Origin of the sequence: Lactobacillus sp. A27 (assembly GCF_016742815.1) — a bacterium.
GTDB classification, from domain to species: Bacteria; Bacillota; Bacilli; order Lactobacillales; family Lactobacillaceae; genus Lactobacillus; species Lactobacillus gallinarum.
Genome location: NZ_JAEHNT010000052.1, coordinates 1 through 12,055 on the forward strand (window position 1 = coordinate 1; position 12,055 = coordinate 12,055).

The window sequence follows — 12,055 nt, forward strand, 5'->3', positions numbered from 1 at the left end:
GAACGATGTAGCTGATCAGAACTTTGCCTCGGTTGGTACGCCAGAAGTAGCAGGCTATACGCCTGATAAGAGTCAGGTTGCACAAGCTGCTGTTAAATATGGTGATAAGGACACTACAGTTACTGTCACCTATTCGGCTGATAAGCAACAAGCAAAGTTGCGCTTCTATGACGATACCGCGAAGAAATTCATCGATGCCGCACCTATTCTTGATGCTAGTGGCAAGACTGATGGCCAGGTAGGGTTCACCATTCCAAACAGCTATGACTTTAGCAAGTACAACTTTGTCAATGTGACAAAGGGCGCTGATCCTGAATCTACTGACCAATTAGCAGGCGCTGATTTATCAGCTGTTCAATACGGCAAGTACGATACGGATGAAAAGAAGGATCAGGTCTTCGTTGCTCACTTTACTCATAAGATTAAGGCAATTAATGAAAAGGTAACGGTAAACGAAACCATTCATTATGTCTATGAAGACGGTAGCAAGGCTCATGATGACTATCAAGCAACGCCGTTGGTATTCACGAAGACAGGGACCAAAGATTTGGTAACCGGAGAAGAAAAGGCAACTTGGACGAAATCACAAAAGTTCGCCGAAGTTGCATCCCCAGAAATCCCAGGCTACACTCCAGATCAAGCCGTGGTACCTGCAGTAGAAGTAGCTCATGGCGACAATGATGTAGTAAGAACGGTAACTTACAGCAAGAATATTGAACCACAAGAGCCAACTACTCCAACTGACAATCCAGTAACGCCTAAGGCACCTGAAGAGCCGCAACAGCCTGCGACTCCGGATGATAATCCTGACGTTGTACGCCCACACTCTGGTAATTCACCTCAAAAGAAGCGGGATAGCAAGCAGACCAACAAGACTACTGAAGTTAATAAGACTGTTAAGAGATCTTCAACTGTGAAGCCTAAGGCTACAGCTACTACTAAGCGTAATGGAACTAAGGTTCAATTAGCTACAAAGGATGCTTCAAAGCAGAGTAATCCTAAAGCTGTAGTTAATAGCACTAGTACGACGGTTGTTAACAATAAAGGCGAAAAGAAAGCTGAAACTTTACCACAGACGGGTGAAAAGGGCAATAAACTAGGTATCTTAGGATTATTGACTTTGTCGCTAGCAAGCTTGTTTGGATTTAGTGAGAAGAAAAAGAAAGAGGACTAGACGGTTTAGGTAAAATTTGAATATTGAAAAAGCATCCCTGCAGATGATTGCGAATAGGGATACCAAAATAATTTGTGAAATAGCTGCACTGTCTATGTGTAGCTATTTTTGCTTCAGAAAAAATAATGGGGCTATATGAGAAAGACCGGGTACTATCAATAGCGGTAGTGCCTGGTTTTTGATTGGTAAAATGATTAAAGGCAGTGTAAGTTTTCCACCATTTTCAGACTTTTATTTTATATTAGAATAGCACTTTGAGAGACTACATTTTTTAAATGGCTAGAGAGCTTGATATGTGTAGCTTTTCATGAATATTTTTTACCAAAAAGAGTATAAAATTTCGGCTTTTCCAGACTACACGGGTTGGACTACATATACGCGTGGTGCTAGTTAAATCGTTTTAGTTAATAAAAAAGTCCAATCGGACTAGACTTGAATTATAAATTTAAAAAGAAAAGAGTCTGATCTGATTGAACTTCCTTAATCTTAATCGTTTTAGTCACCATTTACAGGTTAGTTTCAAAGATTTAGTTATCATCTGTTGCCATTGGTATCGTTTGTATGCTCCGGCTAAATTCTCGAATCGTCGAAATCTAAAGCAAGCCAAGATTTCCGACAGTCTGCTTTTAGCTTTGCTTATTTGGCAAGCTAAATCGGGCATCGAATCCCAGAGAAGATTTTGCGAAGTCTTCGACTGTCTATCCCATTCGCGTTTCAATCGTCGTTCACGTCAACTGCTGTAATTGATCTGTCTGATACGGCAAAAAATGAACCGAAAAGTCGATCTAAGCGGTCAATTCCTAATCATCGATAGATTTCCGGTGCCTGTCTGTCAGCCGATTCGCAACTATCGCGTCAGAATTTTTCGTGGCTATGCCAATATCGGCTACAAGGCGACCAAGAAAGTCTATTACTATGGCTTCAAAGTTCATGCCATTGTCAGCGATGATGGCTATTTAGGCAAAGAGCTGCATCAGCAGCTGAAACAAATGAGCTATGAGCTTTGGACGCCGTATCGTAAGAACATGGCAGGAGCAAAGGAGCACAACGATCATCAATTAATGGCGATTCGTAGAACGATTGAAAGCGACTTTTCGCTGTTGACCTATTACAATGCGGAGAACAATCAAGCTCGCAGTCTGATAGGCTTTCAAAGTCGATTAGAGATTGCGATATTAACCTATAACTTAGCTTATTGCCTAGAACGATTCAACTAACACCACGCGTATAAGGATATTGAATAATAAAATCCGTTACTTAATATAGCCATAAACACAAAAAAGACTACCACATATTGTGGAAGTCTTTAGATATGTTATTCAAAATTATCCATTTCTTCGATTGCCTTTTCCCAAGCGTTATTTGCATCATCTAGCTGTTTTTGAACATCAGATAATTGCTCTTGAAGTGGTCCAAGCTTATCAAAATTGGAAGCAATATCAGGATTTGCCATTTCATTTTGAATACTTTGTTCTTGTTCTTCTAATTCTTCAATCTTTTGTTCAGCTTTGTCAATTGCGCGCTGCAATTTTCTCTTTTGTGAATCACGCTGTTTTTGTTCTTGGTAAGAAAGCTTTTGCTGGCTGACTTGTTTAGTAGGTTGAACTTCTGTTGAAGGTGAGGCAGCTATTTCTTGCTTTGCTTTTTCATCAAGATAGTAAGAATAATTACCATTATATATCTTGGCGTGACTATTTCTAACAGAAACAATTTTATTAGCTAATTGATTAATGAAGTAACGGTCGTGAGAAACGAAGAGCAAAGTGCCATCGAAGTCTTTTAGTGCTTTTTCAAGCACTTCTTTTGCTTCAATATCCAAGTGGTTGGTAGGTTCGTCCATCAACAAGAAGTTATCGTGTTCAAGAGAAAGAACTGTTAAAGTTAATCTGGCTTTTTGACCACCGGATAGTTGTCCGACAGTTTTATCAATATCTTTAGCAGTAAAAAGAAAACTGGCCAAGATTGAACGAACATCACGTTCTGGCATTGTCTTATGACGATCCCAAACAGTGTCCAAAACGGTCTTAGAAGGATCAAGTCTTTGCAATTCCTGATCATAATACCCGATGTCTAAAGATGCGCCGTATTTAATGGAACCACCTTTAGGCTGCAATTGTTTCATAATGGTTTTAAGTAATGTAGATTTACCGATACCATTTGGTCCAATAATAGCTACACGATCACCTTTATTAATTTGGAAGGAAATATCACTAACCATTGTTTTGTCTGGATAGCCAATAGTTAAATCGTTAAGAATTAAAACTTCCTTACCAGAAGGGCGCTCGCTATTAAAGTGAATTCGAACCTTGTTCTTATGCTTTGGTGGCTTGATTCGTTCGATTTTTTCAAGCTTTTTACGACGACTCTGAGCACGTTTGGTAGTAGTAGCTCTTACTAAATTCTTTTGAATAAATTCTTCGTCTTTTTTGATCTCGGCCTGTTGCTTTTCATATGCTGCCTCTTGATCTTTATCACGTTGTTCACGCTGCATTACGTAAGCAGAATAATTACCCTTAAATGGAGTTAATTTACCAAATTGCAATTCGAAGATTTGAGTTGCCAAATGATCTAAGAAGTACTGGTCGTGGGATACAACCAAAATTGCACCGCTATAGTTCTTCAAAAAGCCTTCCAACCAATCAAGCGTATCCAAGTCAAGGTAGTTGGTAGGTTCGTCTAGCAAAAGCAATGCGGGCTTACGCAGAAGCAACTTTACGAAAGCTAATCTAGTCTTTTCACCGCCAGAAAGGCTGCCAATCTTCTTTTGCCAAGTATTTTCTGGAAACTTGAAACCATTCAGGATACTCTTAATATCTGATTGGTAGGTATAACCGCCTTTTTGTTCAAAAGCAAATTGCTTTTGGTCATATTGCTTAAGCAGTTCCTGGTCTTGGGGATGTTCCGCAATTTGTTCTTGCATGTGAGTTAAACTTTTTGCTTCCTTTATTAAGGGTGCAAAAACAGATTCCATTTCATCCCAAATGGTCTTGTCTTCGTTTAATGCATTTTCCTGAGCAATGTAACCTACATCAATGCCCTTGTTAACAGTGAATTCACCGTGAGTTGGTTCTTGCTCGCCTGTCATAATTTTTAATAGGGTAGTTTTACCGACCCCGTTGGGACCAACTAAACCGATTCGGGCATTAGAATCGATTGAAAAAGTAACATTTTTAAATAAAGTGTTGGCACCAAATTGTTGTTCTAAATCGTGTCCTTGTGCAATAATCATAATTTTTCACCTAACCATTATTCTACCATATGGTAGAAAGTGATCGAATACTAAATACATGTGAAAAATAATCTTTGTGAAAAATATATTTGGACAAACACCATGTTAACAGGTATGATAGATATGCTTGATTGTGCATTCACAAACATGAAATACAGTTGGGGGCTTCTATTATGGATAGAATAAAAATTCCAAAAGCAACAGCAAAAAGACTACCTTTATATTATCGTTATTTGATCATTTTAAATGAAGAAGGCAAGGATAAGGTTTCTTCCACTGAACTATCTGAGGCAGTTCAAGTTGACAGTGCTTCGATTAGAAGAGATTTCTCATATTTTGGTGCTTTAGGTAAGCGCGGATATGGTTATGATGTAAAGAATTTGCTGAGCTTTTTCAAAAAGATTTTAAATCAAGATACATTGACAAACGTTGCTTTAGTTGGTGTTGGTAACTTGGGAAGAGCGTTACTTAATTACAATTTTAAGCGAAGCAACAATATTAGAATTTCTTGTGCTTTTGATATTAATAAAAAAATTACAGGTCGTATTCTAAGCGGCGTTCCTGTTTACGATATGAAAGATTTAAAGCAGCAATTAAGTGATCAACAAATTTCAATTGCTATTTTAACTGTTCCTTCAACCGCTGCCCAAAAGACTACTGATGAAATGGTAGATGCGGGAGTTAAGGGAATTATGAACTTTACACCGATTAGATTATCTGCTCCTGCAAGTGTAAGAGTGCAAAATGTAGATTTGGCAACAGAATTGCAAACATTGATTTACTTTTTAGATTCTGAAAAGCAAAAGAACGATGAATTATAATCTTAAAAGACTACTTTTCTAAATGAAAGGTAGTCTTTTTTTACCTCTTAGTCATGAAAATTGACCACTTAGTCTAAATAGCTAGTTTTCACGCAAGATTCTTAGTTTAATATAGTTAAGTCGAAGGGAGGGATGAAGCTTGAAGGTAAAATTAAATATTGATCCTAATCAAAAGGAGACAGAAATAGTTATTAATGCTTCGGAATTAACGCCAGAAATTGAACAATTGTATCATGCCTTGCAGAAACAAACGCCTAATCTTGAGCAGATCGAAGCTATCAAAGATGATGTTTCTTATTATTTGAATTTAAGCGACATCCTTTTCTTTGAAACTGACAGTAAGATCGTCATGGCTCATACGACGAAAAATGCTTATCAAGTTAAATACAAATTGTATGAGTTAGAAGATATATTGGGCGGCAATTTTATGCGAGTAGCTAAATCTACTATTTTGAATTTGGATAAAATATATGCCATTACACGTTCGATTTCTAACTGTCAGATTAAATTTGAAGAATCATATAAAACGGTCTATGTATCGCGGCATTATTATCGTGATTTGCGTAATCGTTTAGAAGAAAGAAGGAATTTTCAATGAGAGGTAAATTGGGACGAGCTTTTTGGGGCCTCTTCTTTATTGCCTGTGCATTGTTTGTAGTTTTAAACCAAATGGGGATTTGGACTTACAGACTAGGGTTCTGGGCTGCGATTGGGACAGTGATTTTTGCAATCAGTTTATTAGATGGATTAATTAATCGGCGGATCACTGAGAGTGTCTTTTCCGTTGCGTTCATTTTAATGATTTTCGCTGAACCACTACATATTACTCGGTTAGTACCGTGGACTATTTTACTTGCAGCAGTCCTAATTTCAATTGGATTGGGGATTATTTTTCGCAATCGATTTCATACGGTGGTTTATGCAAATAAGAAAATTAAAAACTTTAGGGACAAAAGAGAAAATCTTACAGATCATATCTTTACTGATACAGTAAGCAAAGAACAAGGTTCTCATGTAGTAGTTGATCAAACTATGTCAGACACTTCTCGTTATATTCATTCTAAAGCACTAGAGACAATTGATGTGAATGCTAAAATGAGTGATGTTAACTTATACTTAGATGATGCTCAGGCAGCAAATGAAACAGTGACAATGAATGTCAATATAACAATGACAGATTTGACGATCTATTTACCATTATCATGGCAGGTAGAAAGCAACATGGCATCTACTTTCATGTCAGGTGATTTTGAAATTGATGGTACGTCTAACGGTGGTGGACCAACTTTAATTATTCAAGGTCGTTCGAGCATGAGTGATATCAAAATAGAATATGTCTAAAAAATAAGGCTTGGAAATCTCCAAGCCTTATTTTCATGCGGTTGTTAAACTTTTAATTAATTTAACAGGTAAGATGTAATGCTTTTTGTTAAGTTCTTTATTAGGATCACTAATTCTTTGAAGCAAAAGTTTAACTAACAAAATGGCTATATCATTGATGGGTTGAGCAATTGTTGATAATTCAGAATGGTAAGTTTGAATTTGTTTAGTACCATCAAAGCCAATTACTTTTAAATCTTCAGGTACTTTTAATCCTAACTTTCGTGCTTCTTGTAAAACTAAGATTGCGGTTAAATCATCTGTGCAAACAACACCATCAGGATGATCATTTTGCAGCATTTCGTGAATAGTTATATTTTTCAATAATGTAGAATCAGAAAATGCTACTGAACGAATGTGGGGAGTAAAATTTAAATTTTCTGCTTCGTTTAAATAGGCCTTTAATCTTTGGTCTGTGGGGTTACCTTTTAATTGTTTATTTCCTAAAAAGAAAATTTTATGACAACCACTTTGAATTAAATCATGTACTGCTAATTTGATTCCTTGATAATTATCACAACTGACAATAGGTACATTTTCGGATAATTTACGATCAAAAGAAACAATCGGCAATCCTAATTCTTGATATTCTTCGATTCCTAAATTATGAGCTCCGGCAATAATACCATCAACCTGGTTGGCTAAGAGCATTTTTAGGTAGGCACGTTCTTTTTCTTTATCTCTTTGAGCATTACAAAGGATTATCTTATATCCCTTTTCAAATAAAATGCTTTCGATATCTTGTATTAGTTCCGCAAAAAATGGATTGGTTATTTCTGGGAAAATCAATCCAATTAATTTCATTTTTTTGCCTTGAAGTGATCGAGCAAGGGAATTAGGTTGATAATTTAATTCTTTCATAGCTGTGAAAACTTTATGTTTGGTTTTATCGCTTAAATAGCCATGATTATTAATTACTCGAGAGACAGTTGTTACTGAAACACCAGCTTTTTGTGCAACATCTGTCAATTTTACTGCCATAATATCACCTTATTAAAGGATCATTTCCATATTGTAGAAAGTTCCTTGATAATTTGTATCTTGATCAAATTTAATTCGTTGGTTAACTGGATCAGTGAAAAATCTGCCAGTTAGAACATGTTCGCCACCGTTAACGAAAATTTCTACTAATGAGTGATCGACAAAAATATCAAGTTTTAAGTCTTCGTGTGGAGTAAAGCTAGTAGATCTAGTGGTGCCATAATCAACTGCTACTTTCTTCCCAGCCTGAGCACGATCCAAAGTTAATTTTCCATCGTTGGTATCAAACTTGATTTGCAAGCTTTCGCTTAAATCATCGTTAGCAGCAAGGCGCAAAGTGCCAGTTTGGTTAGCTGAAATATTTAACTTTAATTCATATTGGCCGGTAGTATTTTCTTTTATTGTCTTACCACTAACTTTTTCTTCATTTCTGCGTAATGACTTGATAGTTTCAACTGGTTCTTGAATTAGTTTGCCATCATGAATACTCAACTTCTTAACTTGGCTTAAGCAGTTAGCCCAATTTTCATCATCGGTTGGGTAAGTGGTATCAGGCAAACCAACCCAGCTAACTTCGTATGCAGTACCATCAGGGGCGTTAAATGCTTGTGTAGCATAAACATCGAAGCCTTCGTCGAGGTTGTGTAAAGGACCTGGGTTGATTAAACGGTGATTTTCAAAATCAATGTCATCGGCAATCACATACATGTTAGGGTAAATATCATCATAGTCTGCAATCTTTTTATCTAAACCTTGAGGGCAGAAAATGACTACGACTTTACCGCCGACGCGAACAATGTTAGGACATTCAATCATGTAGCCTAAATCGTGATCTGATAAGTTTAAGAAGCCTAATTCTTCCCAATTCTTAAGATCCTTAGATTTCCAAACATCAATATGACCGTGTTTTTCAGCTTTGTCTTGTGCACCTAAAATCGCATAGTAAGTGTCATTTTCCTTAAGAATTTGAGGATCGCGGAAATGTTCAGTGATGTGATCAGGATTCTTGAATAAAACAGTTTTGTCTTTGACGACACCATCTTTATCCATCCAAGCACCAATTTGGTAAGGAGTGCGAACCCAGTTTTCATCACGGTGATTACCTGTGTACATTAAGAATAATTTGCCGTCGATTTCACGAGCAGAACCTGAGTAGGCACCGTGTGAATCTGCCATGCTGTCAGGCTTAACAGCTAAGCCGAGATTGATCCAGTGAACTAAGTCTTGAGACTTGAAGTGGACCCATGATTTTAAACCGTGAACAGAACCAAACGGATATGATTGATAAAACAGGTGATATTCACCATTAAAATAAGAAAATCCATTTGGATCATTAACTAAACCTGAAATAGGGTGTAAATGGTAATGCATTTGATAAGCGGAATTTGCGGCCTCTGCTTGTAAGTCAAGTAAGGTCTCTGCATCCCATTTACTATAAGGTAAATAACGTTTTTCTCTTGTCCATTCCATAATTTTGCCTCCGTGTAAGCGTTATCTTTCATTTGTATTTTAGTAGATAATAAAAAATGTGTCAAACGTTTATCATATTTTATATCAGCAAAATTGGCTTATTAAGTCATAAGTCTGTAAAATAAATAAAGAAATTTCTGTCAAACGATTGACATATTTCATGAATGCGTTATCATAGTTAGTGAATTAAAAATAAAGCGTTTACATAGGAGGAAACAAATATGGACCACAAAAAGGTGGCTGAACGAGTAATTAAAGATGTGGGCCGCGATAATATTATTGCTGGTGCACACTGTGCTACTCGTTTGCGTTTAGTTTTAAAAGATGATTCAAAGGTTGACCAAAAGGCATTGGATAATGATTCAGATGTTAAAGGTACTTTTAAGACCAATGGTCAATATCAAGTAATTATTGGGCCAGGAGATGTTAATGATGTTTATGATGAATTCATTAAGATCACTGGCTTGAAAGAATTATCAACCGATGATTTGAAGAAGGTTGCTGCAGAAGGTAAAAAGAAGAATCCAGTAATGGATTTCATTAAACTTTTGTCTGACATCTTTGTTCCAATCATTCCAGCCTTAGTTGCTGGTGGTTTGTTGATGGCTTTGAACAACTTCTTGACTTCACCAGGACTATTTGGTTCTAAGTCAGTTGTTCAAATGGCACCTAATATTGCCGGCCTTTCTAACATGATCCAAGTCATGTCAGCTGCTCCATTTATCTTTATGCCAATTCTGGTAGGTATGTCGGCGGCTAAAAGGTTTGGAGCTAACCAATTCTTGGGTGCTGCAATCGGTATGATTATGACCACACCTAACTTGGGTGGTGCTACTAAGTTTTGGGATATCTTTGGTTTACATGTTGCACAAACTAACTACCAATACCAAGTTATTCCTGTCTTAGTATCAGTTTGGGTATTATCAATTTTGGAAAAGAGATTCCACAAATGGCTTCCGTCTGCAGTTGACTTTACCTTTACACCACTTCTTTCAATTATGATTACTGGTTTCCTTACTTTTGTAATTATTGGACCAGTCTTCAAGGGTATCTCAGACGCTATTACTAATGCAATCGTATGGCTTTACAACACTACTGGTGCCTTTGGTATGGGTGTCTTTGGTTTGACTTATTCAGCAATTGTTACTACTGGCCTTCACCAAAGTTTCCCAGCTGTTGAAACTCAACTTTTGGCAGCCTTTGCTAAGAATCCAGCAAGTTCTGGTGACTTTATCTTTGTTACCGCATGTATGGCTAACGTTGCTCAAGGTGCCGCAACTTTCGCAGTTTACTTCTTAACTAAGAACGAAAAGATGAAGGGTTTAGCAAGTTCATCAGGTGTTTCAGCACTTCTTGGTATTACTGAACCAGCACTTTTCGGTGTTAACTTGAAGTACAAGTTCCCATTCTTCTGTGCTTTGATCGGTTCAGGTGTTGCTGCCGCATTTGCTGGTGCAATGCACGTAACTGCAGCTGCCCTTGGTTCAGCTGGTTTCCTTGGATTCCTTTCAATTTATCCAAAGACTATTCCAATGTGGATTGTTTCTGTAGCAATCAGTTTTGCAGTTGCATTCATTCTTACTTATGTTTACGGTAAGGGTCACTTGAAGGAAGAAGTTGCAAGTCAAGACGTACCAGTAAATGACGCAACTACTCAAGCTGAAGAAAATCAAAAAGCAGAAAAAGTTTCAAAAGAACAATTATCATTAAAGGATGAAGTTATTGCTTCACCAGTTGACGGTACTCCAGAAAGCTTAACTAAGGTTAATGATCAAGTATTCTCAGCTAAGTTGATGGGTGACGGTGCCGCTGTTATCCCTAGTGATGGCACAATTTACTCACCAGTTACTGGTACTGTAACTATTGCTTATGAAACTAAGCACGCATATGGTATTAAGTCAGATGATGGTGCTGAAGTTTTAATCCACATCGGTCTTGATACTGTAAACCTTAAGGGTGAACACTTCGAAAGCTTTGTAAAACAAGGTCAAAGAGTTGAAAAGGGCGATAAGCTTGGTACAGTTGACCTTGATGCTGTGAAGAAGGCAGGCTACGACACTACTGTTATGGTAGTCATCACTAACACTGCTAACTACGCAAATGTTCAACGCATTACTGACGCTAGCGACAAGCACGGTGATAAGTTGATCGCTGTGACAGCTCATAATTAATCATTAATTTACTCTTCTCTAGAAAACAAAAAAGTTAGAACGATAGATAAAATAAAGAAGACACTAAGAAAGATCATTTCTTGGTGTCTTTTTTGCGTAATTAATAGTTGGATAGGTAAAATGAAAGGAGAAAAATAATGGTTTTACTTACAGGAAAAGGTGAGGAAATGCTATATCCATACATTGAATTGCCTGATGAAACAATAGTTACTCATTCGGAAATTAAACCAGATAATACTGTTTTAATTAATTTCGAACAGCCAATAGAAAATGGGTTTAGAGAAGCTAGAATTACACTTCCTAGTTATAAGTGGCTTTATAATGAGTGGTTTAGCAATGAGCAAATTGCTTCTTTTGAGGATTTTGTACATAAAAATTCTGCGGTCATTTATAAATATGCTAGATTAGGTGGAATTGATAATAGTAACTAGTAAAATATGCTATAATTTAAGTAAAGAAAAAGGAGACACAATGATCTCCTTTGCAGCCCGCTTTAAGAGCGGTGGTCGATATTATTTAGACGTCAGAAACGTTGCTCAATAACTCTTCCAAAGTTATCAAATTGAGCGGCGTTTTTATTTTTTGTCGTGATGATCGATGTAGGTCAGCAACGCCAACACAAACATCCCAAACAAAAGCATCAAAGAAATGCAATCGTAAACCGACATGGTTGAACCCTTTCTCTAGTTTATTGACCATAGGCCTCACCTCCAGTAGGTAAAACAACCACTGCTCATAAAACTTTCTGCGAAAGTAATTATATCGAAAGTTAGTTTGTAAAGGAAGACGAACAAGACAAAAAGCTCGCATATGCGGGCTTTTTAGTATG

The 12,055-nt window shown here is 37.0% G+C and carries 10 protein-coding genes and 1 pseudogene; 7 read left to right on the plus strand and 4 right to left on the minus strand.

Annotated elements, in window-relative coordinates:
• The coding region (locus tag JEM49_RS07285) for a mucin-binding protein (RefSeq protein WP_201874407.1) at positions 1 to 1,174 on the plus strand (1,174 nt) is incomplete at its 5' end.
• A gap of 470 nt (positions 1,175 to 1,644) precedes the next feature.
• Positions 1,645 to 2,391, plus strand: a pseudogene (locus tag JEM49_RS07290) (transposase).
• 98 nt (positions 2,392 to 2,489) lie between these two features.
• On the opposite strand, the gene JEM49_RS07295 reads toward JEM49_RS07290, so the two are convergent.
• The gene (locus JEM49_RS07295; protein WP_201874409.1) at positions 2,490 to 4,403 is read right to left on the minus strand and encodes an ABC-F family ATP-binding cassette domain-containing protein; all 1,914 of its coding nucleotides are present in this window, start codon (positions 4,401 to 4,403) and stop codon (positions 2,490 to 2,492) included.
• A 173-nt stretch (positions 4,404 to 4,576) separates the two neighbouring features.
• Between JEM49_RS07295 and JEM49_RS07300 the strand changes: the two genes are divergently transcribed.
• The 3 genes from JEM49_RS07300 (at position 4,577) to JEM49_RS07310 (ending at position 6,565) form a co-directional block, all read left to right on the plus strand.
• Entirely contained in the window at positions 4,577 to 5,224 is a 648-nt protein-coding gene (locus JEM49_RS07300) for a redox-sensing transcriptional repressor Rex (RefSeq protein ID WP_025005199.1), read from the plus strand.
• A gap of 139 nt (positions 5,225 to 5,363) precedes the next feature.
• Positions 5,364 to 5,822, plus strand: coding sequence for a LytTR family DNA-binding domain-containing protein (locus JEM49_RS07305; RefSeq protein WP_025005198.1), 459 nt, complete (start codon positions 5,364 to 5,366; stop codon positions 5,820 to 5,822).
• The gene (locus tag JEM49_RS07310) at positions 5,819 to 6,565 is read left to right on the plus strand and encodes a LiaF transmembrane domain-containing protein (protein ID WP_201874411.1); all 747 of its coding nucleotides are present in this window, start codon (positions 5,819 to 5,821) and stop codon (positions 6,563 to 6,565) included. The genes JEM49_RS07305 and JEM49_RS07310 overlap by 4 nt, the downstream gene beginning before the upstream one ends.
• Positions 6,566 to 6,598: 33 nt before the next feature.
• On the opposite strand, the gene JEM49_RS07315 is transcribed toward JEM49_RS07310, so the two are convergent.
• Together JEM49_RS07315 and JEM49_RS07320 are read right to left on the minus strand one after the other, a co-directional pair.
• The gene (locus JEM49_RS07315; protein ID WP_201874413.1) at positions 6,599 to 7,585 is read right to left on the minus strand and encodes a LacI family DNA-binding transcriptional regulator; all 987 of its coding nucleotides are present in this window, start codon (positions 7,583 to 7,585) and stop codon (positions 6,599 to 6,601) included.
• A gap of 12 nt (positions 7,586 to 7,597) precedes the next feature.
• Positions 7,598 to 9,055, minus strand: coding sequence for a sucrose-6-phosphate hydrolase (locus JEM49_RS07320; protein WP_201874415.1), 1,458 nt, complete (start codon positions 9,053 to 9,055; stop codon positions 7,598 to 7,600).
• A gap of 221 nt (positions 9,056 to 9,276) precedes the next feature.
• Between JEM49_RS07320 and JEM49_RS07325 the strand changes: the two genes are divergently transcribed.
• Together JEM49_RS07325 and JEM49_RS07330 are read left to right on the plus strand one after the other, a co-directional pair.
• Positions 9,277 to 11,226 (plus strand): sucrose-specific PTS transporter subunit IIBC, encoded by a 1,950-nt coding sequence (locus JEM49_RS07325; protein ID WP_201874416.1) that lies wholly within the window; start codon positions 9,277 to 9,279, stop codon positions 11,224 to 11,226.
• A gap of 137 nt (positions 11,227 to 11,363) precedes the next feature.
• The gene (locus JEM49_RS07330) at positions 11,364 to 11,657 is read left to right on the plus strand and encodes a hypothetical protein (protein ID WP_201874419.1); all 294 of its coding nucleotides are present in this window, start codon (positions 11,364 to 11,366) and stop codon (positions 11,655 to 11,657) included.
• An 85-nt stretch (positions 11,658 to 11,742) separates the two neighbouring features.
• Here the strand turns inward: JEM49_RS07330 and JEM49_RS10805 are convergent, their stop codons facing one another.
• Positions 11,743 to 11,925, minus strand: coding sequence for a hypothetical protein (locus JEM49_RS10805; protein ID WP_423788713.1), 183 nt, complete (start codon positions 11,923 to 11,925; stop codon positions 11,743 to 11,745).
• Positions 11,926 to 12,055: the final 130 nt, after the last annotated feature.

What these genes read in the sequence shown, in the direction of transcription:
- JEM49_RS07325 (WP_201874416.1), top strand. Translation starts at nt 9,277, where the DNA reads ATGGACCACAAAAAGGTGGCTGAACGAGTAATTAAAGATGTGGGCCGC.
- JEM49_RS07300 (WP_025005199.1), top strand. Translation starts at nt 4,577, where the DNA reads ATGGATAGAATAAAAATTCCAAAAGCAACAGCAAAAAGACTACCTTTA.
- JEM49_RS10805 (WP_423788713.1), bottom strand. Translation starts at nt 11,925, where the DNA reads ATGGTCAATAAACTAGAGAAAGGGTTCAACCATGTCGGTTTACGATTG.
- JEM49_RS07320 (WP_201874415.1), bottom strand. Translation starts at nt 9,055, where the DNA reads ATGGAATGGACAAGAGAAAAACGTTATTTACCTTATAGTAAATGGGAT.
- JEM49_RS07310 (WP_201874411.1), top strand. Translation starts at nt 5,819, where the DNA reads ATGAGAGGTAAATTGGGACGAGCTTTTTGGGGCCTCTTCTTTATTGCC.
- JEM49_RS07295 (WP_201874409.1), bottom strand. Translation starts at nt 4,403, where the DNA reads ATGATTATTGCACAAGGACACGATTTAGAACAACAATTTGGTGCCAAC.
- JEM49_RS07315 (WP_201874413.1), bottom strand. Translation starts at nt 7,585, where the DNA reads ATGGCAGTAAAATTGACAGATGTTGCACAAAAAGCTGGTGTTTCAGTA.
- JEM49_RS07330 (WP_201874419.1), top strand. Translation starts at nt 11,364, where the DNA reads ATGGTTTTACTTACAGGAAAAGGTGAGGAAATGCTATATCCATACATT.